At 62.5% G+C, this 26,575-nt stretch carries 26 protein-coding genes and 1 pseudogene; 19 read left to right on the forward strand and 8 right to left on the reverse strand.

What is annotated here, in order from left to right:
- The first annotated feature begins 63 nt into the window (after positions 1-63).
- Positions 64-498 (forward strand): Hsp20/alpha crystallin family protein, encoded by a 435-nt coding sequence (locus ACLFKU_RS02475; RefSeq protein WP_368586938.1) that lies wholly within the window; start codon positions 64-66, stop codon positions 496-498.
- A gap of 50 nt (positions 499-548) precedes the next feature.
- Positions 549-1,241 carry a BON domain-containing protein gene (locus ACLFKU_RS02480; RefSeq protein ID WP_368586939.1) on the forward strand — a complete coding sequence of 231 codons (693 nt, stop codon included), beginning with the start codon at positions 549-551 and terminating at the stop codon, positions 1,239-1,241.
- A 51-nt stretch (positions 1,242-1,292) separates the two neighbouring features.
- Here the strand turns inward: ACLFKU_RS02480 and ACLFKU_RS02485 are convergent, their stop codons facing one another.
- Positions 1,293-2,657, reverse strand: a complete 1,365-nt coding sequence (locus ACLFKU_RS02485) for an MBL fold metallo-hydrolase RNA specificity domain-containing protein (protein WP_410848046.1) — start codon at positions 2,655-2,657, stop codon at positions 1,293-1,295.
- A gap of 227 nt (positions 2,658-2,884) precedes the next feature.
- Here ACLFKU_RS02485 and ACLFKU_RS02490 point away from each other — a divergent pair, with 227 nt between their 5' ends.
- The 5 genes from ACLFKU_RS02490 (at position 2,885) to ACLFKU_RS02510 (ending at position 7,488) form a co-directional block, all read left to right on the forward strand.
- Positions 2,885-3,817 (forward strand): LysR family transcriptional regulator, encoded by a 933-nt coding sequence (locus tag ACLFKU_RS02490; RefSeq protein ID WP_410848047.1) that lies wholly within the window; start codon positions 2,885-2,887, stop codon positions 3,815-3,817.
- Positions 3,818-3,937: 120 nt separating this feature from the next.
- Complete coding sequence (locus ACLFKU_RS02495; protein WP_410848048.1) at positions 3,938-5,146, forward strand: YbfB/YjiJ family MFS transporter; 1,209 nt, start codon at positions 3,938-3,940, stop codon at positions 5,144-5,146.
- Complete coding sequence (locus ACLFKU_RS02500) at positions 5,143-5,322, forward strand: hypothetical protein (RefSeq protein ID WP_410848049.1); 180 nt, start codon at positions 5,143-5,145, stop codon at positions 5,320-5,322. The genes ACLFKU_RS02495 and ACLFKU_RS02500 overlap by 4 nt, the downstream gene beginning before the upstream one ends.
- Positions 5,323-5,353: 31 nt before the next feature.
- Positions 5,354-6,454, forward strand: a complete 1,101-nt coding sequence (locus ACLFKU_RS02505; RefSeq protein WP_410848050.1) for an NAD(P)H-dependent flavin oxidoreductase — start codon at positions 5,354-5,356, stop codon at positions 6,452-6,454.
- Positions 6,455-6,534: 80 nt separating this feature from the next.
- Positions 6,535-7,488, forward strand: a complete 954-nt coding sequence (locus ACLFKU_RS02510; RefSeq protein WP_410848051.1) for a LysR substrate-binding domain-containing protein — start codon at positions 6,535-6,537, stop codon at positions 7,486-7,488.
- A 33-nt stretch (positions 7,489-7,521) separates the two neighbouring features.
- Here ACLFKU_RS02510 and ACLFKU_RS02515 read toward each other — a convergent pair.
- Positions 7,522-7,644 (reverse strand): annotated as a pseudogene (locus ACLFKU_RS02515) (SDR family oxidoreductase); the annotation flags it as partial.
- Positions 7,645-7,707: 63 nt separating this feature from the next.
- Positions 7,708-8,130, reverse strand: a complete 423-nt coding sequence (locus ACLFKU_RS02520) for a VOC family protein (RefSeq protein WP_410848052.1) — start codon at positions 8,128-8,130, stop codon at positions 7,708-7,710.
- A 194-nt stretch (positions 8,131-8,324) separates the two neighbouring features.
- On the opposite strand from ACLFKU_RS02520, the gene ACLFKU_RS02525 reads away from it, so the two are divergent.
- From ACLFKU_RS02525 to ACLFKU_RS02550, 6 genes are all read left to right on the forward strand, one after another.
- Entirely contained in the window at positions 8,325-8,480 is a 156-nt protein-coding gene (locus ACLFKU_RS02525) for a hypothetical protein (RefSeq protein WP_410848053.1), read from the forward strand.
- A gap of 117 nt (positions 8,481-8,597) precedes the next feature.
- Positions 8,598-10,160: a DHA2 family efflux MFS transporter permease subunit gene (locus tag ACLFKU_RS02530; protein ID WP_410848054.1), complete on the forward strand. Its 1,563-nt coding sequence runs from the start codon at positions 8,598-8,600 to the stop codon at positions 10,158-10,160.
- Between the two features lie 106 nt (positions 10,161-10,266).
- Positions 10,267-10,704: a MarR family winged helix-turn-helix transcriptional regulator gene (locus tag ACLFKU_RS02535; protein WP_176369334.1), complete on the forward strand. Its 438-nt coding sequence runs from the start codon at positions 10,267-10,269 to the stop codon at positions 10,702-10,704.
- A gap of 56 nt (positions 10,705-10,760) precedes the next feature.
- The gene (locus ACLFKU_RS02540; RefSeq protein ID WP_410848055.1) at positions 10,761-12,281 is read left to right on the forward strand and encodes an efflux transporter outer membrane subunit; all 1,521 of its coding nucleotides are present in this window, start codon (positions 10,761-10,763) and stop codon (positions 12,279-12,281) included.
- Positions 12,282-12,315: 34 nt separating this feature from the next.
- Positions 12,316-13,614 carry an HlyD family efflux transporter periplasmic adaptor subunit gene (locus ACLFKU_RS02545; protein ID WP_410848056.1) on the forward strand — a complete coding sequence of 433 codons (1,299 nt, stop codon included), beginning with the start codon at positions 12,316-12,318 and terminating at the stop codon, positions 13,612-13,614.
- A gap of 188 nt (positions 13,615-13,802) precedes the next feature.
- Positions 13,803-13,991 (forward strand): copper chaperone, encoded by a 189-nt coding sequence (locus ACLFKU_RS02550; RefSeq protein WP_368586951.1) that lies wholly within the window; start codon positions 13,803-13,805, stop codon positions 13,989-13,991.
- 64 nt (positions 13,992-14,055) lie between these two features.
- Here the strand turns inward: ACLFKU_RS02550 and ACLFKU_RS02555 are convergent, their stop codons facing one another.
- The 3 genes from ACLFKU_RS02555 to ACLFKU_RS02565 all read right to left on the reverse strand — a co-directional run bounded on the left by ACLFKU_RS02555 (position 14,056) and on the right by ACLFKU_RS02565 (position 16,115).
- Positions 14,056-14,520, reverse strand: coding sequence for a RidA family protein (locus ACLFKU_RS02555; RefSeq protein WP_410848057.1), 465 nt, complete (start codon positions 14,518-14,520; stop codon positions 14,056-14,058).
- A 47-nt stretch (positions 14,521-14,567) separates the two neighbouring features.
- Positions 14,568-15,275 carry an SDR family NAD(P)-dependent oxidoreductase gene (locus ACLFKU_RS02560; RefSeq protein WP_410848058.1) on the reverse strand — a complete coding sequence of 236 codons (708 nt, stop codon included), beginning with the start codon at positions 15,273-15,275 and terminating at the stop codon, positions 14,568-14,570.
- A gap of 153 nt (positions 15,276-15,428) precedes the next feature.
- Positions 15,429-16,115 (reverse strand): NnrU family protein, encoded by a 687-nt coding sequence (locus tag ACLFKU_RS02565; protein WP_410848059.1) that lies wholly within the window; start codon positions 16,113-16,115, stop codon positions 15,429-15,431.
- A gap of 513 nt (positions 16,116-16,628) precedes the next feature.
- Between ACLFKU_RS02565 and ACLFKU_RS02570 the strand changes: the two genes are divergently transcribed.
- The 6 genes from ACLFKU_RS02570 (at position 16,629) to ACLFKU_RS02595 (ending at position 23,569) form a co-directional block, all read left to right on the forward strand.
- Positions 16,629-17,321 (forward strand): response regulator, encoded by a 693-nt coding sequence (locus ACLFKU_RS02570; RefSeq protein WP_410848060.1) that lies wholly within the window; start codon positions 16,629-16,631, stop codon positions 17,319-17,321.
- A 736-nt stretch (positions 17,322-18,057) separates the two neighbouring features.
- Complete coding sequence (locus tag ACLFKU_RS02575; protein WP_410848078.1) at positions 18,058-18,732, forward strand: response regulator; 675 nt, start codon at positions 18,058-18,060, stop codon at positions 18,730-18,732.
- A gap of 264 nt (positions 18,733-18,996) precedes the next feature.
- Positions 18,997-20,022, forward strand: coding sequence for a hypothetical protein (locus tag ACLFKU_RS02580; RefSeq protein ID WP_410848061.1), 1,026 nt, complete (start codon positions 18,997-18,999; stop codon positions 20,020-20,022).
- Positions 20,023-20,024: 2 nt separating this feature from the next.
- Positions 20,025-21,194 carry a hypothetical protein gene (locus ACLFKU_RS02585; protein WP_410848062.1) on the forward strand — a complete coding sequence of 390 codons (1,170 nt, stop codon included), beginning with the start codon at positions 20,025-20,027 and terminating at the stop codon, positions 21,192-21,194.
- A 2-nt stretch (positions 21,195-21,196) separates the two neighbouring features.
- Positions 21,197-22,177 (forward strand): ATP-binding protein, encoded by a 981-nt coding sequence (locus tag ACLFKU_RS02590; protein WP_410848063.1) that lies wholly within the window; start codon positions 21,197-21,199, stop codon positions 22,175-22,177.
- Between the two features lie 69 nt (positions 22,178-22,246).
- Complete coding sequence (locus tag ACLFKU_RS02595) at positions 22,247-23,569, forward strand: hypothetical protein (RefSeq protein ID WP_410848064.1); 1,323 nt, start codon at positions 22,247-22,249, stop codon at positions 23,567-23,569.
- Between the two features lie 380 nt (positions 23,570-23,949).
- Here the strand turns inward: ACLFKU_RS02595 and ACLFKU_RS02600 are convergent, their stop codons facing one another.
- Positions 23,950-25,425, reverse strand: a complete 1,476-nt coding sequence (locus ACLFKU_RS02600; protein WP_410848065.1) for a tyrosine-type recombinase/integrase — start codon at positions 25,423-25,425, stop codon at positions 23,950-23,952.
- Positions 25,422-26,575, reverse strand: a 1,154-nt coding sequence (locus ACLFKU_RS02605) for a DNA-binding protein (protein WP_410848066.1), incomplete at its 5' end; no start/stop codon positions are given. The genes ACLFKU_RS02600 and ACLFKU_RS02605, both read right to left, overlap by 4 nt.

The following is a 26,575-nucleotide window of genomic DNA, read 5'->3' on the forward strand; positions in this document are numbered from 1 at the left end:
TGAGCCCAGCTCGGCTCGGTCGACTGGGCCCGGTCGTGGCCTGCTTATCCCAAGGAGAGTGCAATGAGCAATCTGACGCGTTTTGATCCGCTTTCGCTGGACCCTGTGTCGGAACTGTTCCAGGGTTTCTTCCGGCCGATGCGGTCGATGCTGTCGACCCAGGAGACCGAACTCGCGTCGATGAAGATCGACGTGACGGAAAGCGACGCGGCTTACTCGGTGAAAGCTGAACTGCCCGGCGTGGACAAGAAAGACATTGACGTGCAGATCGACGGGAGCGTCGTGTCGATCAACGCGAAGGTCGAGCGCAACACGGAGGAAAAGGAAGGAGAGCGCGTGATCCGCCGCGAGCGCTACGCCGGGACCTTCAGCCGCTCGTTCTCGCTCGGCGGCGAGGTCGACGAGGCGAACGCGAAAGCCGAGTATAAGGACGGTGTGCTGTCGCTCAGCTTGCCGAAAAAGACGTCCGGTGATCGCAAGCGGCTGACCATCGACTGACACGGCAGGCTGGCGCGCCGTCGCACGGGCTAGTCGCGAGGAGACACCTGGTGAAAACCGACAGACAACTGCAGCGGGAAGTCGAGGAAGAACTCGAATGGGACCCCGCGGTCACCGCGACGGATATCGGCGTGGAGGTGACGAACGGCGTCGTCACGCTGTCGGGCCATCCGCCGAGCTTCGCCGAAAAACTGGCCGCCGAAAAAGCCGCGCAGCGCGTGGCGGGTGTGAAGGCGGTTGCGGTGGACATGCAGGTCCGGCTGCCGAAGCCGGACCAACACAGCGACGAGGACGTGGCGGGCGCGGTCCACGCGATTCTGTACTGGAGCGTCGCCGTACCCCACGATGCGATCAAGATCCAGGTGGAAAAAGGCTGGGTCACGCTGACGGGTATGGTCGACTGGGCCTACCAGCGCCACATCGTCGCGCGCGCGGTCGGCCAGATGCGCGGCATTCGCGGCCTGACGAACGCGATCGAGGTGCGCCGCAAGGTGGCGACCGACGAGATCAGCAAGAAGATCGAAGAAGCGATGCGGCGGCACGCCGAGCGCGAAGTCAGGCACATCGGCGTCGACGTGAACGACGGCACGGTCACGCTGACGGGCAAGGTGGGCTCATACGCGGAACGCAAGGTCGTGCGCGGCGTCGCGTGGAGCGCGCCCGGCGTCTGCGCGGTGGTCGACGATCTCGTCGTCGATGCGAGCCCGCCACGCGAACCCATCGGTGATGCAGCCGAACGATAACAGCCACGTTCCCACTCGCGACCGACGATTCCGTTCGACCGTTGCACGGGCCTAAAACTGCCCGAGCTCGACGCTTTGCCCATACACCGGCACCTCGCATGACCAGCCGAGCGTCTCGACGATATGCCGCCGCATCGCATCGGCCGCGGCGGGCTCGCCATGCGTGACGAAGGTGCGAGCGGGCGCGTCGGTCAGACTCGACAGCCAGTTCAGCAACTCGCGGTAATCGGCATGCGCGGATAGCGACGGGATCGATTCGACGCTCGCGCCCACCCGCACGTATTCACCGAACAGTTTGATCGACGGTTCGTGGGCCGCCAGCGCCGCGCCGCGCGTGCCGGCCGCCTGGAAGCCGACCAGCGCGATCGTATTGCGCGGATCGGACGCGTACAAACGCAGGTGATGCAGCACGCGCCCGCCGGTCGCCATGCCGCTGCCCGCGATGATCACCATGGGTCCGTTATGCGACGCGATGGCCTTCGATTGCTCGACGCTTCGGACCATGATCGCGGCCTTGTCGATCGCATTCGCGTCGGAGATCGTCAAACGATGTTCGGCGAGATGCCTGCGATACACGTCGGTGACGCTGGTCGCCATCGGACTGTCCAGATAGACGGGCACGTGCGCCATGCGCCCCGTCTCTTTCAGCTTCGCGATGTAGTAAAGGACTTCCTGCGCGCGGCCGACCGCGAAGCACGGCATCACCACCACGCCGCCTTTGGCGAAGGTCCGGCTGAAGATCCGTTCGAGGTCGTCGCGCGGGTTCGAGTCCGGATGCAGGCGATCGCCGTAGGTCGACTCGACGACGAGGTAATCGGCATGCGCGAGCGGCGCGGGCGCACGCATGATCGGGTCGTCGGGGCGGCCCACGTCGCCGGAAAACGCCAGCACCTTGTGATTGCGGCACATGACGACGCTCGCCGCCCCGAGGATGTGCCCCGACGGCAGAAAGCGGAAGCACAGCCCATGCGGCAGGTCGACCGGCGTATCGAAGCGGTGGGGCGCAAGCAGATGCAGCGCGCGCTGCGCGTCGTCCTGCGTGTAGAGCGGCAGCGCCGGCCGATGCTTCGAGAAGCCGTGGCGGTTCGCGAATTCCGCTTCCTCTTCCTGTAGCTTCGCGCTGTCGCGCAGCATGATCTCGCACAGCGCGGCGGTGCCGGGCGTGCAATACACGGGACCGCGAAAGCCGTTTCGCACGAGCAATGGCAGATAGCCGCTGTGGTCGAGATGCGCGTGAGTCAGGAGCACCGCGTCGATCGAGTCGGCGGGCACCGGCAGTGCGGCCCAGTTGCGCAGCCGCAGGTTCTTGAGGCCTTGAAACAGCCCGCAATCGACGAGGATGCGCAAGCCGGGTTCTTCGAGCAGATACTTCGAACCGGTGACGGTCTCGCTTGCACCGAGAAAAGTCAGCTTCATGATTCCTCCGTTGCTCGCGGATGGATGGGACCATTTCAACGGATGTGGGCGCCGTACTCTTGATCTGGATCATCGGTTGCGCAGCGCTCGCCCGAAAACGGTCGAGGACGAAGTGGCGAAACAAACTGCCGCTCTGACGCTTCCCGTATTCCGCTAAGATCGTGCCGGAATTCATCGACCCAAAAGACCGCGGCGCTCCCAAAGCCCAATCTCAAAACCAACACGCAATGGACCGTATCGACGCCATGAAGGTATTCGTCGCCACGCTCGACGAGGGAAGTCTGGCGGGCGCAGGCCGCCGGCTGGGCCGCTCGCCCGCGGCGGTGAGCCGGGCCATCGCGTTTCTGGAAGCGCACACGGGCACGCCGCTGCTACATCGCACCACGCGCACGATCCGGCTCAGCGAAGCGGGCGAGCGCTATGCGCAAGCGTGCCGGCGCATCCTCGCGGATCTCGAGGAGGCGGACCTGCTCGCCGCCGACGAGCACTCCGCGCCGCGCGGCCTGCTTGGCGTGACGGCGGCGGTGGCGGTGGGCGAAGAGGTGCTGCGCCCGATCGTCGATGCGTTTCTCGATCGCCACCCGCAGGCGTCGATCCGTCTGCACCTGCACGACCGGCCCGTGAGCATCGTCGACGAGGGCATCGACGTCGCGCTGCGCATCGCGCATCTGCAGGACTCGACGCTCGTCGCCATTCCGGTGGGCGAAGTGAGGCGGGTGGTGGTCGCTTCGCCCGACTATCTCGCCACGCATCCGGCCATCGCGATGCCCGCCGATCTCGCCAGCCATCCGATCATCTCGATGACGCATTTCGGGCTCGACTCGTGGAGCTTTCCGGCCGCCCGTCAAACGGCGCTGCCGCAGGTCGTGCGCTTCACGCCGCGCTTCATCGTCAACACGATCCGCGCGGCGCGGGCTTCGGCCGTGGACGGGCACGGCGTCACGCGGCTTTTCTCGTATCACGTGGCCGAACAGGTCAAGGCAGGTGCGCTGAAAATCGTGCTGCGCGACAACGAGCATGGTCCGCTGCCCGTCAATCTGGTGACGCCGCAGGGGCGCCTTGCGGTGCCGAAGGTGCGCAGTTTCGTCGATTTCGCCGCGCCACTGCTGCGCGAGTATTTCGAGCGGGCCCAGCAAATCATCGACGCCGATCGACGCTGATTCGATCGCTACGCGGAAGAATGACTTCCGCAGCGCGGTGATTCTCTCGGGACGCGACTCGATCTAGACTGCCTTCCATATTCATCAGGTGCTTAACAACACCGATCCATGGGAGTCGTCATGCAGCAAGCCGTCTCGAATCCGGCCGCTTCGGCCGGCTACAACGTCTGGCGAGGCACCCTCGCCGGAGCCAGCGCGAGCCTGATCGGCATTGGTCTCGCGCGTTTTGCCTACACGCCGCTTTTGCCGGCCATCATCGGCGCGCACTGGTTTCCCGCCTCGAGCGCCGCTTATCTCGGCGCGGCGAACCTCGGCGGCTACCTGGCCGGGGCGCTGCTGGCGGGCTCGATGGTGCGAGTGGCGAAACCCGCCACCGTATTGCGCGCGATGATGTTGCTCGTGACCATCGCCTTCGTCGCCTGCGCGGCGCCCGTGTCGTTCCTGTGGTTTTTCGTCTGGCGTCTGGCCTCGGGGGTCGCGGGCGGCGCATTGATGGTGCTCGCCGCGCCGACGATCCTTGCGCACGTGCCGGCGGCGCGCCGGGGCTTCGCGAGCGGCGGCATCTTCACGGGCATCGGACTCGGCATCGCGGCTTCGGGCACGATCGTGCCGATTCTGTTGCACCAGGGGCTCACGTGGACGTGGCTCGGGCTCGCGGCCGTTTCGCTCGTGCTGACCGCCGTGGCGTGGAACGGCTGGCCCGAGCAGGCGGCGCCAGCGCACGCCGCCGCGCATTCGCGCTTCGAAAAAGCGCCTGCGTATCCTCGTGCCGGCCTGCGTGCGCTGTATGCCGAATATGGCCTGAACGCCGTGGGACTCGTGCCGCACATGCTGTTCCTCGTCGATTTCGTCGCGCGCGGGCTCGGCCGGGGCGTCGATGCGGGCGCCGAGTTCTGGGTGCTGTACGGCCTGGGCGCGATCGTCGGGCCGCTCGCGGCGGGGCATCTCGCCGATCGCGCGGGGTTCGGCCGCGCGTTGCGTGTCGCGTTTCTGGTGCAGGCCGTTGCGGTCGCGATTCCGGCCGCGGGCTTATTCGGGCCGGCGGGGCTGATGGTGTCCGCCTTTATCGTGGGTGCGTTCACGCCGGGCATCGTGCCGCTGGCGCTCGGTCGCGTGAACGAGTTGCTCGTGCACCATCCGTCCGCCGTCAAGGACGCCTGGAGCCGCGCGACGACGAGCTTCGCGGTGATGCAGGCGCTGGCGGCCTACGGTCTTTCGTTCGTGTTCTCTTCGAGCGGCGGCAATTATCCGGTGCTCTACGCGATTGGCGCGGTGGCGCTTCTGTTCGCACTCGCCGTCGATCTGTTCGCCGCGCGCAGCGCCAAATGAACGCGACGGTGTCGTCTGCACCGGCGATCGGTATGGTCCTGGCGATGCCGTCGATCGGCGTGGCGCACAATGTTGACGAGCGGGTCGCGCTGCGTCCGATCGCCCGCGGTGGCCTCGCGCGCCGGCGCACGGCCACGCTGGGACCTGGCAGACTGGCAAGCCGGCAGGTACATTGAACCTTTTAACGCATCCGGTGGGAAAGGGAACATGAGCACTCAAACGGACAATCGCGCGTTATTGCGCACGCTTGGCATCCACAAGCCGATCATTCAGGCGCCGATGGCCGGCGTCACCACGCCGGCGCTCGCCGCCGCGGTGTCGAACGCGGGCGGTCTGGGCTCGCTCGGCGTTGCCGCGATGAACGTCGAGAACGCGCGCCGGGCGATCCACCAGACCCGCGAGCTAACGACGAAACCGTTCAACATCAACGTGTTCTGCCATCGCCCGGCCACCCCCGATGCGGCCGTCGAGCGTGCATGGCTCGCCTGGCTCGAACCGGTGTTCCGGCAATACGGCGCGACGCCGCCGCAAGCGCTCTCCGAGATCTACACGAGCTTCGTCGTCGACACCGCGATGCAGGCGATGCTGCTCGCGGAGAAGCCGGCCGTCGTCAGCTTCCATTTCGGCTTGCCGCCCGATGCGGTGATCGCGCAACTGAAGCACGCGGGCATCCGTTTGCTCGCGAGCGCGACCAATCTCGACGAAGCGGCGGCGGCCGTCGAAGCAGGCGTCGATGCGATCGTCGCGCAGGGCATCGAGGCGGGCGGTCATCGCGGCATATTCGACACGACCTCGCGTGACGAGCGCCTCGGCACGTTCGCATTGACGCGTCTGCTGGCGAGCGAGTTCGACCTGCCCGTGATCGCGGCGGGCGGCATCATGGACGGCGCCGGCATCGCGGCCGCGCTCGCGCTGGGCGCGCAGGCGGCGCAAATGGGCACGGCCTTCGTCGCGTGCCCGGAAACCTCGATCGACGACGCTTATCGCAGCGCGTTGCTCAGCGATGCGGCGCGCTCGACTACATTGACGTCTGCCATTTCGGGGCGCCTCGCGCGCAGCATCGTCAATCGCTTCACGGCGCTCGGCGAGGACCCGAAAGCTCCGCAAACGCCTTCCTATCCGATCACCTACGACGCGGGCAAAGCGCTCAATGCAGCCGCCAAGGCCAAGGGTGAGTCCGGCTACGGCGCGCAATGGGCGGGCCAGGCCGCGCCGCTTGCGCGTTCGATGCCCGCCGGCGAACTGATCGCGCAACTCGAACGTGAAACGCGTGAAAGTATCGAGCGGCTGCAATCGGTGTGGAGCTGAGCAGTCTGGTTTTCATGCCTCGCATCGATCGAAGACATCGGCACGCATCCCTCGAAACAAAAATACCAACGGAGACAGGCATGCAACGCAAATTCGACGATCTGCTGCTGGGCAGCATCGAGCTTTTCTGCCTCGCGGCGGAGCTCGGAAGCTTTACGCTCGCGGCCAACGCCGCGAGTGTGACGCCGGCGGCCGTGAGCCGCTCGGTGGCGCGGCTCGAGGAACGGCTCGGTGTGCGCCTGTTCGTGCGCACGACGCGCCAGATCCGTCTGACCGACGCGGGGCGGCGCTACTTCGAGCAGTGCCGTCAGGCGTTGTCGCAACTGACGGACGCCGAGCGCGAAGTGACGGGCGAACAGACCACGCCGGCCGGCGTGCTGCGCATCAGCATGCCGACGCCGTATGGGCACTATCGCGTGTTGCCGTTGCTGCCGGCGTTTCGCGAGCGCTATCCGCAAGTTCAGGTGGAGACGCACCTGAGCAACCGCAACATCGACTTCGCGGACGAAGGTTTCGATCTCGCGATACGCGGACGCGCACCGGCCGATTCGAACCTGGTCGCGCGCAAGCTCGAAGATGCGGAGATGGTCGTGGTGGCGACGCCGGCCTATCTGAAGCGCGCGGGGGTGCCGAAAACCGTCGAGGACCTGCAGACCCACGAGTGTATCCAGTTCGAAATGCCGAGCAGCGGGCGTCATCTCGCGTGGACCTTCGAGGGCTCCGCTGAAAATGGCGACGTGCTGACGAGGGGAAGCTATGGAACCTCGGGCGATGCGCTCGCCGGCGTGACGCTCGCGCGTGCCGGCGCGGGTCTCTTTCAGACGTATCGCTTCGTCGTGGCGGACGACCTGCGCGAAGGTCGGCTGGTGGAAGTGTTGCGCGAAGTTGGCGGGCGCACGCGGCCATTCATCCTGCTGTATCCGCACGCTCGCTATCTGACTTCGCGCGTGCGGGCGTTCGTCGAATTTCTGATCGAGCAGTTGGCCAAACCCACGATACCCCCCGTGACCGCGCCGCGCACGCGCGCACACTGAGTGGCGCGTGCGCCTTCATCGCATGGCCGGCTTAGGCGACACCGCGTTGGCGCGAATGCCGCGCTTCGCATACTCGAGTGCGAGCGAGCCGGTCGCGGCGGCGAGGCCGCCCTTGCTCAGCGAGGCCAGCACGGAAGGCACGCCGCCGATCGCGTGACAGTTGCGAGCCGCAGGAACAAGCGGTGAGTGATCGCGCTTCGGTCTAGCGCGCGCCCGCGTTCACGATGCCTGGGTTCGCGGGTCGTGATCGAACTCGAGTCTGATGCCACCCGGCTCGTACAACATCGTGTGGCGTTTGGGGCCGCCACCGAGTTCTTCGGGCGTGAATTCGACTTTGACGCCCGGCCATGCGGACACGCGCGCGAACACATCCTTCAGTGCTTCCTCGCTGCCCACGCGCAACGCAAGATGATGCAGTCCGACGTTGACCTTGCGATCGAATTCGACGAGACGGCTTGGGTCAGTGACCTGCCAGAGCGTCAACACTACATGTCCGTCCGATACAAATGCCGCCGGATAGGCCGGCCTTTCGCCCACCTGCTTCCAGCCCAGACACTTCACGAAGAAGTCGCGTGTGAGGTTCAGATCGCGGACGGTGAGTCCGACGTGATCGATACCCAGGGTAAGCGGCTTGTCAGCCATCGTTCTGTCCTCCTCAGAGCGCGCGGGCAGCGCGCGAATCCGTGCCGGAGAAAACAAAGCCCCGAGGAAATCGGAGCGATTGTCGCCGGCAGCTCAATTCAGTTTTACACCATGCAGTACAGACGGCGAGGAAATCCGCTTGCCTGAATCTGCAAAGTCAAATATATTGAAGTCAGATATCGCGGAGGCGATCGATGGACGATTCGATCAACGACGAGTTCGAGCGGACGCAGAAGCTGGTGTCCGTGCTGGGGCAGGCGCGTCAGCTGATTGCCAGCGAACTCAGGGCAGGGCTCGCGAATGGAGCGAGCGGCTTTCGCGTTTCTCGAAGTCGGACTTCGACGCGTTGAGCCTGCTTCTTTCAAGATTGCTCGACCGCCAAGGCGGCATTTTTTTAATCATTTATCTGACATTGCAGATAATCGCCCGGCACTGAGGGGCGCTTCGAACCGAGACGAGGCCGCAACATGAATCCATCGACCAACCCGGGCGCGCCAGCGCAACTGACCGGCGCGAAGTTTGCGTTAGGCACGTTTGCCGTAGCGCTCGCCACTTTTATGAACGTGCTCGATTCGTCGATCGCCAACGTCGCGATTCCAACGCTGTCCGGCAACCTCGGCGTGTCGATCGACGAAGGCACATGGGTCATCACGCTGTTTGCCGCGGCCAACGCGGTGTCGATTCCGTTGACGGGTTGGCTCACGCAGCGCCTCGGCCAGGTCAAGCTGTTCGTCTGGGCGATCCTGCTGTTCGTGCTGTCATCGGCGGCGTGCGGACTCGCTCCGAACCTGCTGGTGCTGCTGGTTGCCCGCGTCGTGCAGGGCGCGGTGGCAGGGCCGTTAGTGCCGTTGTCGCAGGCCATGCTGCTCGCGTCGTTTCCGAAGGAAAAAAGCTCGAACGCGCTGGCGCTATGGGCGATGACGGCGACCGTCGGGCCGATCGCGGGTCCGGCGCTCGGCGGCTGGATCACCGACAGCTATAGCTGGTCGTGGATTTTCTACATCAACGTGCCGGTGGGCCTGTTTGCCGCGGGCGCGATCTGGGCGATCTACCGCGATCGCGAGACGCCGGCCCGCAAACTCCCGATCGACAAGGTCGGCCTGATCTCGCTGATCGCATGGGTCGCACCGCTGCAGATCATGCTCGACAAGGGCCGCGACCTCGACTGGTTCAGCTCGCCGGTGATCTGGGCGCTGATGATCTTCGCCGTGGTCAGCTTCCTGTTCTTCCTGATCTGGGAATTGACCGAAGAAAAGCCGATCGTCAACCTGCGGCTTTTCGCCAGACGCAACTTCCTCGGCGGCACGATTGCGATTTCGGTCGCCTACGCGATCTTCTTCGCCAATCTCGTGATCCTGCCGCAGTGGATTCAGGGCTTCCTCGGTTACCGGGCGGTGGACGCGGGGCTCGTGACCGCGCCGCTCGGCATTTTCGCCGTGATCCTCGCGCCGGTGATGGGCAAGATCATGCCGCGCTCGGACATGCGGGTGCTCGCCACGCTCGCGTTCGTCGGATTCGCCGGGGTGTTCTTCATGCGCTCGAACTACACGACCGGCATCGACGCGTGGACGCTCGTGCTGCCCACGTTGCTGCAGGGCATTCCGACCGCGCTGTTCTTCACGCCGCTCACCGCGATCATCCTGTCGGGGCTGAAGCCCGAGGAGATTCCGGCGGCGGCGGGTCTGTCCAACTTCGTGCGCATTTTTGCGGGAGCGGTGGGCACTTCGCTGATGAGCAACGCATGGAGCGACCGGACGATCCTGCACCATGCGCGACTTGCCGAGCACAGCAGCGTGGAGGACCCTGGTTTTTCCGGCGCGATCGCGCACCTGCAGGCGGCACTGGACGCGGGCATTCCCAAGGCCACGGCGTTTTACGAAGCCTCGCTGAACGCGCAGGCGACGATGCTGGGCCTGAACGACATCTTCTGGATCTCGGCGCTGATCTTTATCGTCATCATCCCGCTGATCTGGGTGACGAAGCCGACCAAAGGCGGTGCCGCGGGCGCGGCAGCCGCCGGCGGACATTGAACCCGATTGGGCAACCCGGTTGGAGCGGAAAATGAAACACACCATCCTCTTCTTGACCTTATCTGATAATGCAGATATTGTTCAAATCAACGAGGAGGAGGCCGCCATGGACCACTACACGACGAAGAACTTCATGCTTACAGAGAGTATTGGCTTCAGGCTCGTCAAGGCGCGCAACGTCGTCGTCGCGGAAATGGATGCGGCGCTCAAGGACCTCGACATCAACGGCCAGCAGATGGGCATCCTGCTTTCGCTGAAGCAGGGTGTGGCAACCACGCCTTTCGAGCTGTCGAAGCTGCTCGGAATCGACACCGGCCTGATGACGCGGATGCTGGACAAGCTGGAATCGAAGGGGCTGCTGGAACGTTCGCGCGACCCGCAAGATCGCCGCGTAGTCAATCTGACCTTGACCGCGGAAGGGCAGAAAACCGCCGCGCGGATTCCGGAAGTCGCACCGCATGTGTTGAACGCCCGCTTGCGCAAATTCACGAAGGCCGAGTTTGCGGAGCTGGACCGCCTGCTTCGCAAGTTCACAGGCGATTGAGCGGCGCGGCCGTGGGCCGCGCTTTTTTTTCAATCATTAATCTGATTTGTCAGAAAATGAAAACGCAGACTTCGAAGGCAAACACCGTCGCCCGTTCGCTGAAGCTCGGTGTTTCGGTGATCTCTTTCGCGGTGCTGGCAGCATGTGCAAACTATGCGGGCATCCACAGCGACAAGCAGATCGATCAACCCCAACAGCTGGAAACGTCGCGGAGCCTGCCGCAAGAGCAGGGGCATTGGCCATCCGCCGACTGGGTCGACCAGTTCGGCGACGCGCAACTGAAGGCTTTGATCGCCGAGGCGCTGCAAGGCAGCCCGACGCTCGAGCAGGCGCGCGCCCGAGTCGCGCAGGCGCAAGCCTATAGCGAAACGGCGAAGGCGAACACGCTGCCGCGCGTCGACGCGTCGTACACGCTGACGCGCCAGCAATTCAGCAGCACCGCGTTGATTCCGCCGCCGTACGCCGGCTCCTGGCAGACCGAGAACAAGGGGCTGCTCACCGCTTCCTACGATCTCGACCTGTGGGGCAAGAACCGCGAGGCGCTGCGCGCGGCTGTCTCGGAGGCGGCCGCGAGCGAGGCCGACGCGGAAGTCGTCCGGCTCACGCTCGACACCTCGATCGCCCGCACCTACAACGAGCTGGCGCGGCTCTACGCATTGCGCGACATCGCGCAGCAGGAAGTCGCGCGGCGCGAGCAGATCGAGCGCATCACCGCGGGCCGTATCGCAAACGGACTCGATACCGAAGTGGAGCGCAAGACCGCCGAGGCAAATCTGTCGACGAGCCGCGCTCGCGTCAGCGCGCTCGACGGCAGCATCCTGAGCACCCGCTATCAACTGGCGGCGCTGCTTGGCAAGGGTCCCGACCGCGGACTCGCGATCACGCGGCCGACCCTCGGCGTCGGCGACGACGTGCGTCTGCCGGACAATCTGCCGGCCGATCTGCTGAGCCGGCGGCCCGACATCATCGCGGCGCGCTGGCGCGTCGACGCGATCACGCACGAAGTGAAGGAAGCGAAGGCCGAGTTCTATCCCGACATCAACCTGAGCGCCGCGATCGGCCTCGACGCGTTCGGCTTCGGCCGTTTCCTGAGCGCCGCGAGCCGCACCGCGTCGGTGGGCCCGGCGATCCATCTGCCGATCTTCGATGCGGGCGAGCTGCGCGCGCAGTTGAAGGGCCGCTACGCCGAGTTCGACTATGCGGTGGCGACCTACAACCAGACGCTGATCGGCGCGCTGAGCGGCGTGGCCACGCAGATCGCGCAGATCCGCTCGAGCGACGCGCAGCTCGGCGATGCGCTGGCCGCGCAGCAGGCCGCGAGCGATGCGGATCGTCTGGCGACCACGCAATACAAGGCCGGCCTGACCAATCAGCTGACCGTGCTCAATGCCGACGTCACCGCGCTGAACGCCGACGAGGCGATCGCCAATCTGAAGATGAACCGCCGCGACCAGCAGATCCAGCTCGCGTCGGCGTTGGGCGGCGGCTATGTCGATACGTCGGCGCAAACCGACCCTCACGCGGATGTCGCCGCCGCATCCACCAGTCAAGTCAAATCCGCGGTTGCCGCGCGTTGAACGGCACGTCGGGAAACCTGTCAGGAGAACTGCAATGAGCGATTCGATCACGACCGACCGCGAACTGGCGGATCAGGAAGACGAACACAAGAGCGGCGCGCAAGCGCCCGCCACGCCCGAAGGCGACAACAAGGCCACGCCGCCGGCACGCCGCAAGCGCCTGATCGCGCTGCTCGGAGCCGCGGTGCTGCTCGGGAGCGCGGCCTACGGCGCTTACTACTTCACCGAGGGCCGCTATCACGAAGAGACCGACGACGCGTACGTCAGCGGCAATCTCGTGCAACTGACGCCGCAGGTCACCGGCACGGTGATCGCCGTCAACACCGACGACACGGAAATCGTGAAGCAAGGCGACCCCGTCGTTACGCTCGATCCGGCCGATGCCAAACTCGCGCTCGCCGATGCCGAAGCGCAGCTCGGCCAGACCGTGCGTCGCGTGAGCGGCCTGTATGTCAACAACGACTTCTACGCTGCGAACGTCGCACAGCGCGAAGCCGATCTGAGCCGCGCGCGCGACGACCTGCACCGCCGCGAGAACGTCGCCGATACGGGCGCCGTGTCCGCCGAAGACATCGCGCACGCCCGCGACGCGGTCAGCGTCGCGCAGGCCGCGCTCGACGCCGCGCGCCAGCAGGGCGAAGCCAATCACGCGCTGACCGACCGCACCACGGTCGAGCAGCACCCGGACGTGCAGGCCGCCGCCGCGAAAGTGCGGACCGCGTGGCTCGCCTATGCGCGCGATACCTTGCCGGCGCCGGTGACCGGCTATGTCGCGCAACGCCGGGTTCAGGTTGGCCAGCGCGTCGCGCCCGGCACGCCGCTGATGGCGATCGTGCCGCTCGACGGCGTGTGGGTCGACGCGAACTTCAAGGAAGTGCAGCTCAAGCACATGCGGATTGGCCAGCGGGTCACGCTGAGCTCGGACGTCTACGGCAGAGGCGCCAGGTATCACGGGCGTATCGAGGGCTTCTCAGCAGGCACGGGCAGCGCGTTCGCGACGCTGCCGGCGCAGAACGCCACCGGCAACTGGATCAAGATCGTGCAGCGTCTGCCGGTGCGCATCGCGCTCGATCCGGCCGAGCTGGCCGCGCATCCGCTGCGTATCGGCCTGTCGATGACGGTCGATGCCGATACGCGCGACCAATCCGGTTCGCAGCTGGGCGCAGCGCGGAACACGCGCTACAGCACCGATGTTTTCGGACAATACGATGCTCAGGCCGACGCCGAGATCGACAAGATCATCAAGCAAAACCAAATGGTCTCGCGCGCGATGGCGGCGCAACCGCAACCGCAACGCGTGGCGACGCATCAGCGCAAGGCGAACGCAGGTTGATCCGATTCAGGGAGAGCTTGCGGCGACAGAGCACGAAACGGCAGGCGGCGCTAGTATCTGCATCGTCATTCGGCGGTGCGATCGGTGCGACGGTCAGCGGCTGGTAGATGACACGCCATGGCTGGACGGGCATCGTCCCGTTCGGTATCCAACGTTGCTGACTGGAGAGGGGAAACGTGAAGTTCTCGATGAAAACCGAAATCCGCGCAGACGATGTCTCGACGATCGAGCATGCAATGAAGTCGGTGGATCCCGACGCGAAAGTCGCGGTCGACGTTGGCACGCAAAGCGTGAGCGTCGACTCGTGGTTGATGCCCGAGGAGTTTCTGGTCGCGTTCTACGACGAGGACTACGACGTGGCCATCAAGGATTGGTGACACGAACGACGCTCGCGCGGATGTGCCCGGCGGGCAGGGCATGCGTCGTGCGTCGCTCGGGTCGTCAGGCGGGCACGATCTCGGCAATGACGACAATCACGACAGCGGCGTTGGCGGGACCCTGGCTATGCGAGAACGCCGAACGCGCATGTCCCGCCTTGTCACCGAGCACGGCGGCGAACAGCTCCGAAGCGCCGTCGACCACGGCGGGCTGATCGTGGAAACCATCGGCGGAACTGACGTGCCCCTCGACGCGAACGATGTGATGCAGGCGCTCGAAGCCGCCGAGATGACGGGAGATCTGCGCGAGCGCGTTGAGCGCGGCGAGTTGGGCCGCCTTGCGGCCCTGTTCGAGCGTCAGGGTGTCGCCGAGACGCCCCGTATAGACCATTTTGCCGGCGGACAGCGGCACCTGCCCGGAGATAAAGAGCAGGTTGCCGGCTTCACTGACAGCGGTATAGCTGCCCAGCGGTTGCGGCGGAGCGGGCAGTTCGAGACCGAGTTCGGCGAGTTTCTGTTGGACGGACATGGTGGGCTCCTCAAGTGTGGTGTCGAGCGCGGGCGGCGCTAGACCATTTACTGGCCTGCGCTCTGCCCGCCGTCCACATGCAGGATTTCGCCAGTCACAAACGGTGCCGAGTCGAGATAGAGGATCGCATTCACAATGTCGCTCATCTCGCCCATGCGCCCGACCGGATGCATTGCGGCGAGCGTCGCGTGCGACTCGGCGGGATGCATCGGCGACTTGATGATGCCGGGCGACACCGCGTTGGCACGGATACCGGCGTGCGCATATTCGATGGCGAGCGAACGCGTCGCGGCATTCAGACCGCCTTTCGTCAGCGACGCGAGCACCGACGGCACCTTGCTGTTCGCTTTCTCCGCGAGCGTCGTGGTCACGCTGACCACGTGGCCGCTGCCATGCTTCTGCATCGCTTCGATCGCGTACTGGGTAATGTAAAAGAAGCCGTTCAGATTGACGTTGAGAATCGCCGAATAGTCTTCGGCGCTGTACTGCGTGAAAGGCTTTGCGATGAAGATGCCCGCGTTGTTGACGAGCGTATCGACGCGTCCAAAGTGCTCGATGGCAGCGTCGACGACGCGGCGGGCGGTAGCTGCGTCGCCGAGGTCGCCGGCCACGGCGACATAGTCGGCCTCGACGGCCGGTACGATGGAACGAGCCGTGGCGACGACGCGATGACCTTGCGCGCGGAAGGCTTTGACGGTTTCAGCGCCGATGCCTTGCGATGCGCCGGTGACGATGACGACCCTGGAAGTGCTCATGGTTTCTCTCACAGTGTGATTGATTCGGCCTGCTGGCCGTTCGAATCGATGGACTCGATGCAGCGCACTGTAGGCGCATCAGCCGCGAATTCGAACACACACCGTGGACAAAGAGTCTTGCGCCACGAGAACAAATCTCGTGGAATCGGCCGGCTAGAGCCAGCGCCAGATCCCCGCGGGCCAACCGGAGAGCGGGATATGCGCCCATGTCGCCACGAGCCAGAAAACCACGCCGCCAACCAGCGCGTGCATGCCGAAGCCGCCCAGCTGCGCGCGTCCAGCGGCGATCGCCGCGAACGGCAGATAGCTCGTCTGCGACTCCCATGCGGGCCACAGATCGGGTTGCAGACGCCGCTTCTTGCGGTCCTGTAATGCGGCGCCGACCAGCGCGAGGATGATGATCGCCCCGGCAAGCACGATGTTTCGGGTGACCGGCAACACGGCGATGTGGCATAGCCCCCACAGCGCGAACGACCACATCATCGGGTGACGTGTCACCGCGTACACGCCGTGCGCCGCGTCGGGGAGAGCAGCGGGGCGGCCCGCGGTGGGCAACGCCGGGTTGCGGATCAGCGAGCCCATCAGAAGGATCGATGCGATCAGCATGACCACGGTCACAACCGCCCACAGCACGTTACCTGCCGGCCAGAGCGGCTCGGAGACGGGCGTCCGGTCGTAAGCCATGACCATCCAGCCGAACGTCAGTATCGCGATCAGCGAATAGACGCCCATGGCGGCCCGTTCGCCGATTGCCCGGACCATACCGGCCCGCAGCGGATGGGACAGGAGAAAGTGGCTACCGACAAAAGCGAATGCCGCCACGACGAGTGTGCTTTCCATGGGCCCGGCTCCTCGAGTCAGATGATCGGTGGAACGTGTGCACTGGAGAATACTACTTCGTGTGCCGCAATGAGCGCGGCAAGCGTTTCGCGAGTTCGATTGCCGCGCGCGGGTTACAAGCCTTCACACGGCCCGTCGACGGGACGAGAACTGCCCCTCGTTAGTTAAAGAGAGTAGGTGATCGAACGATCGCCGAAGCCAACTTTGCAAGGGGGAGTTCATTCAGCAAGCGCTGCCTGGCCGCTGCGGCAGGTCGCTGGTTGAGGCGCCGCGAAGCGCTGTGTGACATGGCCGGGCAGAGTGTCGCCGCCCGGGCGCCGATCTGTTTTATCGCGTGTCGCGCGGTTGCGTGTCGTGCGACCTTGCAATGCAAAGCTTCCTGCTCCCCGGCGATCTGCGACGGTGTTTGGCTGAAAAGAAGCCAGGGATCGCAAAACGTGAAGGTAAACCCGCAGAGCAAACGTCCCGCCGCTGGCTATCATACAAAGGTCCTATCTCGACGATATTGACAATATGGATGCGTTCGCAATTCGAGTCATCCTTGCCGATGACCACCCCGTCATGCTCAGCGGTATCTCGCATGAGTTTGCAGAGGTGAAGACAATCCAGGTCGTAGGTACAGCGAGGAATTCGACTGAGCTGATCGCGCTTCTCACGAGCACACAATGCGACGTTCTCGTATCCGATTACGCGATGCCTGCGGGCGAATACGGTGATGGAATCGCGCTGTTCTCTCTGATCAAACGTCGCTATCCCGAGATCAAGATCGTCGTTCTGACCATGCTGGACAACCCGGCGGTGATACGTGCGCTCGTTACGCAAGGCGTAACGTGCATCGTCAGCAAATCCGATGCTGGCGCCCACCTTATCCCCGCCGTTCATGCCGTCCATAGCGGCGGCAAATACTATTCGCCAACGATCAATCAGATCGTCCAGTCGATCGACTGGAACCGTCGGGGCAGGGGCTCATCGGACGTGCTGAGCCAGCGCGAATCCGAAGTTGTGCGTCTTTTTGCATCCGGGCTGACTGTGAACGAGATTGCCGAGAAATTGAGTCGCAGCAAGAAAACCATCAGCACGCAGAAATCGAAGGCGATGGAAAAACTCGGCATTGAACGAGAAGTCGATCTGTTTCGGTATGCGATGGAAAATGGGCTGGTGACCTCGTCGCAGAAGACGTCTGACAGTTCTTCCTCCACAGAATAAATGCAGGGAGCGATGCAGCCTTGCAAATAACAATGTAAAGCTCTTACGGGATGCTTGCATTCTTACGGATCTGGATTCCGTCGCCCCGCTTCAACCACGAAACATCTGGATTGAGTCGCCGTCACTGCGTCGGAACACGGTCGCCCGCACGCAGACTGTTCAAGACCGCGAACGTACGCCCGTCCTATTTTCTGAAATTGCTCATTTATAAGACTGAGCCTATTACTGATCCGATGCGGCGTGGATAAAGTCTAGCCCGTTCATTGTCAATAGGACACGACACGAGAAGTGCGACGTGGAAATTCCGCCACGGCTTGATGTGCGCTGCGATCGGCCGCGTTTTGCATACGTGCTCATTGATGGCATTTGTCATAAGGCAGTACCGCAGAGAAGCTGATGGCAGGAAACCATCGCTCAGATGGCTGAGCGAACCGGGCAGGGTAGTCGACGCGGCCGGCGTCACCTGCGTGCGACCGATGACTCGGTGCTTCGCGGCTCACTTTGGTCATCGGGTCCGGGCGCACGAAACATCTGTCGCTGAAGCCTCGAGACAGGGTGTTCAGACCTGGTCGCTGGCGCTAGCGAGAGCAGCAAGGTCGATGCCGGAGCAACACAGGGTGATTGGGCTCACGTTTTACCTTTATGCCCGTCGCGCTTCTCGAAACCTGTTTTTTTGATCCCTTCACGTTTTATGGCGCCTCCAACGCCTCTAATTACATTGCGACGGAAGTCGATTATGACCACATCAAGGATTCGCGTAATACTCGCAGACGATCATCCAGTGATTCTCGAAGGCGTGCGATACGAACTCGAAAGAAGCAGCACGATCTCGGTGGTTGGCACGGCGATAAATTCGACCGAACTGATGGCCGCGCTGACCAACTCGCCTTGCGACGTGGTCGTCTCGGACTACGTGATGCCCGGTGGACGGTATGGCGACGGACTGGCGCTTTTCGCTGCCATTCGCCAGCACTCTGCGAGCGTGCGGGTGGTTGTGCTGAGCATGATGGAAAATCCGGCGGTTGTGCGCCTGCTGATGCAGGGAGGCCACTGCTGTATTTTCAGCAAGGCTGATCCGATCAGTAACCTGACGATCGCGGTACATGCCGCCTACGCGAATGGCCGCTATCTGTCGCCGCGCATGGCGGCCATCTCGGACACGATCAAACCGGGTGGGCGCGGCAACACGGCGGGATCCCCATTGACGCGATGTGAACTGGAGGTCGTACGCCTGTTTGTTTCCGGGATGACTGTTACGGAAATTGGCGAGCTATTGCGTCGCAGTAAAAAAACGATCAGCACGCAAAAAAGCTCGGCAATGCTCAAACTGAGTATCGAGCGAGACGCGGACCTGGTGCGTTACGGAATGGAAAGCGGATTGGTGCCGTCCGCGGAGCCCGGCAATTCGTAACACGAACCGACGCGGGAGTTTTTGACCTAGCCAGGAATCAGCGTGAGCGTGCCGCGCGTGCCGGCTTCCTTGGCGACGCTCCCGACGTTGGACTGCGCGACTGCTGCCGTTTCGGGCGCGCGCGGCCACTACACATTGACACCAAGTCTTCAGCCCACCGGACTTTCCAGGTCGCGGGCCGGTGAAGTGGCGTTGTGAACCTCAGCGTCAGTTTGCAGAATTCTGTAACTGCCACTTCCCAATCGTCATGGGGGTCTTCGGGCGGTGGGTTACAAAAAACAACGCGAGATTTTTGCAGAAATTTGTTCTTTTCAGGAGCGCTTGCACGAATTTGTAACTTTTCCTACTGCCTCTGCTGAAGGCCGTCTACGCTCAAAGCGCAGCTTTGTGGAGCAGTGCTTCACCGCGACTTGGGAGTCGCTCATGTCGAGCAGCACATGTATCGAGACGCCGGCCGTACCGGCGGGATATTCGCAGCGTCAGGTGCAAGGAAAACTGATCGATCTGTCACAGTGGCCGACCTTCGACGAGGCGACGCTCGAAGGCGAAAATCGGGAGGACTATCTCGCTCGTAAAAATGCTGTGGTCCTATTTCTGTCTGGCGCATCGTATGAAGCCATAAGAAGTCAGTCGCCTTTTTCGCCAAAGCATATCTATCGGCTCATTAGCGAGCGGTGTTTGGCGCCGCATCCCGATGGAAGAGAGTTCGGCTGGCGTGGGCTCGTGCCATACGAGCGAATTCAGTCGTACCACCGGAAGACGAAGGTTTGCGTCGACGACCAGGGACGTGGAGGCGCTGGCGCGTTGCAATACGTTCTAAATGCGCATCCCGCCCTACGAGCCGCATTTGAAAAGCGCATCCAAACGATCGCTCCAAGGAACAGCCTGTCTCAAACTGGACGGTCACTGCAACGGCACTGTGTGTGGTTTCTTGATGAACTGCGTAAGCTCGGTTACGAAGCGCGAGGGGAGTGGCCGTTTAACACGGAAAGTTTGGCGTACTACTCGGTTCGCCGCTATGTCGCTGAGATACTTCAAGCGTCTCCCAAAGCGTTGGCGAATGCAGAAGGAGGTCAGGACCTTGTGAAAAAGCTCAGAACGGGTGACGGGACAAATCGGCCAGTCACACGTTTTATGCAGCGAGTCGAGATGGACGCCCATAAAATTGATGGACGGTTTTGCGTCTCTATCCCCCTTCTGGCTGGCGGTTTCCGCGAGAAAATAATTCATCGACTATGGGTGATCGTCATTCTCGAGGTCGTCTCTCGAGCGGTACTGGGATACTACTAAGCATGAAAAAAGAGGTTTCCAAGGATGACATTTTAAGGGCGATAAAACGTGCGCTTGGAACATGGGTTGCCCGACCAGTGACATTCTGCGAAACGCCATTTGTGGCGGGAGCGGGATTTCCTTCGGTCGTGGGCGAAGAATTTGTTGGATTGTGCTGGGATGAAACGAGTGTCGACGGGGCATTGTCTCAAACATGTGAGAATGTTCGCGAGGCCCTCTCGCACGTAGTAGGGTCCGTCGTCTTGGATCCCAAGAGTTCTTTTTCAAAGCGCCACAGCAAGGACGATCGTCCTTTTATCGAAACGTTTTACAGGACATTGGCGAGCCGGGCATTTCAGCGACTTTCCAATACTACCGGGAGTAGCGCTAAAGGAAGGGCAGGATCGCACCCCGAGGACGTAGCGATTACGAGTCGGTTCCAATACGAGTACGCCGAAGAGCTTTTGGAGGTTTTGATTGCGAACTACAACGGCACGCCTCACAGCGGAATCAGTTTTCGGACGCCTCTGGAGTACGCAAAGTTTCTATACGAAAACACACCGATAGAATTTAGAAAGGCCGATCAGACGCAAGTTCAATCCTTCTTCAGTGTCAGGAAGCGATGCCGCGTTCGAGGTGGCGCGGCAAGCGGGCGTATGTCTTTCGTCGAATTCGCTTATGCCCTCTATTCCAACGAGCTGCTACAAAGCAGACAGGATTTGGTTGGCAAGGATATTTGGGTGATTTCTCATCTTGAAGATGACGCGCGTGTGGCGCTTGCTTCCACGCTCGATGGAGCATCGCTTGGTGTGTTGCGGGCTGCGCCACCATGGCATCTTTCGCCACACAGTTTGATGGTTCGAACATCCATAATGCAAACGAAGGCGAAGTTGCGGTTTTTGCTCATCGGCGGCGGTGACGCAATTGAGCAATTCCTTGACTATGTCGAAAGTCAACCCAAGGGTAAGCTGCCGGTCCATCCGGCGTATCTTGAGGCGCGACGAATCCTCGGTGCTGCCGCGCGTCAACCCATCGGCGATACCCTGCTTGACTCAGCGTTAGAAAAGATTGCTGCACTTGATCAATTGGGCGCGGAAACAGGGAGGCCGATGCAAGGGCGGTCTCTTGGGACAAGTCCGGTCGGTTCGGACGCAAATCCGCAACCGCCGCGTCGAATAGCGGCAGGAAAGTAAGCATGGCGATGACCTGGCCTGCACATATCGATGCGAGGCACTGCGTTTGTACACAACAGTACGCTGTGTATACGCACCCCATGCATGAAATGATCAATACGCTTGGCGACTGGATAGACCAGCGGTTTCCGGGCGGGTATATTTACGGCGCGTCGCGCCTCGGAAAATCGAGGTGCGTTCAATGGCATTTGGTTGCAGTTCTGGAAGAGCGTTTCGATTCAATTTTGCCACTGGTGGTATGGAATCGCCGCGCCGACAGTCAAAGAAGTGAAGCACAATTCTGGAATAGTATATTGATGTCTTCGGGATTTGAGTTTCACGACCCGGAGCATCTGCCTAAGACTTCCAAAGTTTTCAATCAGTGCAAAAATCGATTTATTTCTATCGCAGAGAACTCCGGCGGCAACTATGCAATATTGCTCATCGATGAGGCCCAGAAAATGACCTTGAAGGAATGGGAGTGGCTGGTCGGAATGCAGAACCAGCTTGACTACGAGCACTATGTTTTCAGCGTATTTTCAATCGGGTCCCATCAGCTTGGATATGTGTACGACTATCTTGCCGAAACTGGAAACGCTCACATCTCGGCACGGTTTATGGCGGCGAGTGCACGATTCCACGGCTTGCGTAATTGTGAGGAGCTTGTTTTTGCGTTGAACGGCTATGACGAGGATTCAGAATGGCCCGCAGGCAGTCAAGTCTCATATCTCAAGTATTTTGCGCCAGGTGCTTTTAATAATGGGCGTAGACTTGTGAAATCCGCGCCTCTGCTTTGGGATGCCTTGTTGGAGTTAGCACCGCCAGACGCAAAAAAACACAGGGAATTCCCAATGCAGCATGTCGCAAGAACCGTTGAAGGCATGCTACGCCAACTCGCGAATGGTGCAGATTGGGACGATGTCACTTCATACAAAAATTTGCTAAAAGAACTGGCAAAAACCAATTTTTCAAATCATATGCGAATCATCGGGTCAGTAAGCTAGATAATGAAGTGTCCGACAGTAAATTGGTGGCCGGGTAGTCTGAGACCTTACGAAACAAGAGAATGTTTCGTGGCGCGATTCTGTGAGATAAATGGTATCAGTGCGAAGCGGGCTGCCGATTTCCTGTATAAGAAAAGGGCTATCGCGCGCCGCAGCGAAGACGGGGTCATACAGATCGCTGCCGTTTTAAATGAGGATCCGCACCTTGTTGATACCTCTCTACGGCCTCTGACCAACGCCCCCTTGTTTGATGTACGTTTCAGAGGCGCGGACAATACAATTCGCTTTTGCCCTGTTTGCGCAAGAAGCGGTTATCAAAGTAATTTTCATTTGCTGACATGTCTCAATCGGTGTCCATTTCATGGCTGCGAGCTGGAAAAGCATACGATAGTGCTGGGCGGTGGAGTGAAGTTTATCGAAAGAACTGTTGCGGTAGGTAATCTTGTGCGGGAAAGGTGTGATGGTTGGCCAGCCTTTGGAAAAGATTACAGTATCGCCGTTACCGACGATGCGACGAAGATTCTTGACTGGTTAGTATCGGCCAGTAGAGCAGCTACTGAACTGCGGCGGCGTCAGGTGTGGAAGTCGGTCATCGCTGGGGAGGACGTTGACGACGATAGAGACTTGTTCGGAAAATTGCGCCGAATGGTACCTCCGGGCAAGCGTCTTGAGCCTTTCTTTTTGGATAGATGGGATCTGTGGGATTTCGAGAGGTGTGATTTCGGAATCGATGTAAAAGACAGCATTGATGCGTTATATCCCAGCATTGGATTCGCCGGGGCGTATGCATTTTTTAAACACCTTGGCGATTACAAAGCCAGCGGTGTCGGCTTTTTGCCAAATCTGAAGAGAGCGAGAGATGAGCTTATTGGCCGACACGGTAGCTGTGGATGCCACTGGGCATTCGTTGATAGGGGGTGGAACAGCGTTTGGCGCCGAGTGTCTGATCCAGAATTGGTGCGGAAGACGGAAATGTGCCCGTTCGCATTTGCGCTCTCCGAGATAGATGAAGAATGGGGTGTTGCTTCCAGCTTTCGGTCGCGACGTAGGTTGCTCCAAGACGAAATACTGATGACCAGACTATCTCGCGTGATGCGCGACAACGATCTTATTCGTTATACGCGTGATGCTGAACTGTCGCCGGAAGGAGACCTATATTTTTCACCGAGTCCGCTTTCTTTTTGCGAATGGAATTCCGAGTCCCCGCTGTCACGTTTGTTCAACATCGCCGCGCAATGGGAGATCGAATTGATGTCTGACGCTTTGAACGGATGGCTCGACGAAATCGAGCGCGGCGAGCATCCTGCAGAGAGATACAGGCCCCAAAAATCTATCGAACTAATCGAGGCGGATCGTGGCGTATCGTTAATCAGATGGATGCGGACCATCTGACGGTTTGAGTGGACGCCATCTAGCCGACTTCCGGATGGGGCAACAGACAAGGGAATCCAACATGTCGGTGAAAGTGTCGTGTTGATGGTAGCCGAAGGCCTAAACGGCTCGGCGGCGGATGTATCGAAACGTGGCCGGCTCGGAGAGGATGACGGGTTGCGTGCGACGATGCAAGCTCTCGGGCATCCGGGCAGGCTAAAGCCGACCGCGTGTGACCGAAAAGTCGAAGACCGGCCAGCGCCCGATTGAGAGCGCACTTGCTAAGTTGCCCGATTCCGATACGTCCGTTTCCAACGCGAGGGTAAAGTCCGATCGCAAAGTGCTTCTGCGGCTCGGATGCTGAGCGCCAGGATGTTCAGCAGGAGAACTGTAGGCGCTTTTCACGCATCTTCAAAACTCCCCTCGACAAACGCCCTGAGCTGGGAAATATCGGTGCGCGCATAGGCCGCCGTCGTCTGCACCGACGCGTGGCCGAGCAGCGCCTGCGCGACCGGTAGCGGCACGCGGTGATCCACCACAAGCGTACGGGCATAGCCATGGCGCAGCCAGTGCGTGGAGGCCCGCTCCAGGGCCGCGCGCATTGCGCTGTCCTCCAACGGCACACGCGTCGCGGCCAGTGCAAACACGGCGCGCACCTCGTCATAAAGCCCACTCACGCCGAGTGCGCGACCGCGCTCGCTGTGGATCAGCGGCAGGCGTTCGTTCGTGGCAGGGTCGGCCGGTAGTCCCACGGCGCTCCGATAGGCACGCAGCGCGGGCAGACAGGCGGCCGGCAGCGGGATGGCGCGGGGCCGGTGGCCCTTGCCCAGCACGTGCAGGGTCCACTGCCGGGCCTCGTCGACTTCAATGTGCGGCAGCGCCAGATCCTCATGCCACTCCAGTTCCGAGAGCCGCACGCCGGCGAAGCGGTACAGCGTCCAGATGGCGCGGCGTCGGGCCCAGACCGCGGACGGTATGTCCGTCGGCGCGTCACCGCCCGCGACCGCGTCGCAGTGGGCGAGCGCGGCGGCGGGCAGGAACCGCACCGGGGTCCACGTCATGCGCGCGCGGCGTCCGGCCGCGAGTCCTTCGGCCGGATTGACGGTGAGATACCCTGTGCGATGCCACCAGGCGAACAGGCTCGAGACCGCGGCGAGGGCGCGGGAGACGGTGGCCGGGGCGGCGCGCCGCACATTCCCGGTTGCGTCGGCCTGCGGCGCCTGCACGGCATCGCGGTATCCCATCAGGTCCTGCCGCGTCAGGTCGGAAAACGGTCCCAGGCGTTCGCATGTGCACCAGGCCGCGAGCCGCCGCAGTTCCGTCACGTAGGCGCGCAGCGTGTGCGGGGAGTGCGAAGCCCGCTCGCGCAGAAACAGCCGCACCGCCTGCGCGTCATCGGCTACCCCGAGGGTGTTGGTCAGCGCTACCGGGTTGGCGAAGCGGCCCGCGCGGGCCAGCCACGTCGCGTCGACGCCTCCGGGCAGCAGTGCTGCGTCCGGCGTGATGACAGCGGGGAGCCGCGCGCCGTCCGGCGCCGCGTCTGCCGCGGACGGGCGGAAGCGCCGCCGGTGCTGCCGCAGGATGCGTTCGAGCACCACCGTAGCGGAAGGCGCCGCGGCTTCGGTCACGACCTTGAGGCGCCCGCGCTCCCAGTACTCGATCGCGGTGTCGTGCTCGAGCAGCAGCGCGAACACGGCGGGGTGCTCGCGCTTCGCGTCGGCCAGCGACGGGCAGCCCCGCTTGAGTGCAGAGAGGGTCCAGCGGAGATAGAGCGGGTGGCCGAGTGCGTGCGCGAGGTACGCGAGCGCGGCGTCGACGGAACCGGGCAGACGCTGTGGCGGACGGCAGCCGGTATCGAGCCAGTCGGACGGATTCATCGCGCTCTCCTCGGCGACGTGCTGGCGGCCGCAATTGTCGTTCGAGGCGCGCTGCGCGCCGACCGCCGGCCGCCGGCAGTTTCCTGCTTTGCCGTCCCGGTGCCGACGAGCGCCAGCGTCTGCCGCTGCTGCTCCACCACGGTGCCGAGTGCGGCCGCCTCCGCCGCGGCGTGCTGCCGCGAATTTCGCTCCTCCGCGAGTTCGGCGAGCAGCCGGTCCCGCAGCGATTCAAAGGCCGCGAGGCGCTCGGCCGCGCGCGCGAGTTCCGCTTCGAGGCGCACGCGTTCGGTCTGGAACGTTTGGCGCTGGTGTGCGGTTTCCCGCAGCAGCTGTTTTGACAGGCCGTCGTAGCGCGCGCGTTCGGCAGCCAGTTCGCCAGCATGCGTACCGGCAGCCTGCGCGGCCGACTCCCCGGCAGTGGCCAGTTGCGACTTGAGCTCGGTGGTGGCGGATTCGAGCAGGCGCGTTCGCTCCTGAAGGGCGCGGCTTTCGAGGCGCAGCCCCAGCAGTTCCTCGTTGCGCGCGGCCAGCTGGGCGTGCAGGTCGGCGAGTTCGGTGCGAAGCAGCTCCGTGCGCAGTTCAGCTTCGTGCCGTGCGGCGTCTGCGGTCTCCCTGGCCTGTTCCGCGTCGTGCCGCAGCCGCACGACGTCTCCTAGCTGGGTGGCGACCGCGGCTTCCCACAGTGCGCGCATCTGTGCGGCGATCGGGGGCGGCACGTCCGGGATGGCAAAGCCGGCGAGACCTGCGTGGACGAGTTCGGCCTCGATCGCGTTCAGATGGCGCGACAGGGTGGCAGGGTCACCGGCGCCGAGCCGCGCGCGCAGCTTGCGGACCGACACGATCCGGCGGAAGCGGTCGTCGGACGCGGGTGCGGTCTCGCCGGCCTCCGCGAGCATGGCAAGGACGGTGGTACGGATCGCATCGGGGGTGACGGCGGCGGGGCGCGACATGGGGACCTCCGGCAGCGGAATCCAGCGCGAGGCGGGGCGGTCGGGAAAAGCCGGCCGCGCAAAGCGCAGGGCGGGTGTCACTGACCGGCATATTCGAGCCATTCCGGGATCGGCGTAATCGAGCCACCGGATGATCGCCGCAATCGAGCCAGTGCATGATCGGCGCAATCGGGCCACTCGATGATCGGCGTATTGGAGCC

Source organism: Paraburkholderia sp. EG304, assembly GCF_046543485.1.
Classification (GTDB): domain Bacteria; phylum Pseudomonadota; class Gammaproteobacteria; order Burkholderiales; family Burkholderiaceae; genus Paraburkholderia; species Paraburkholderia youngii.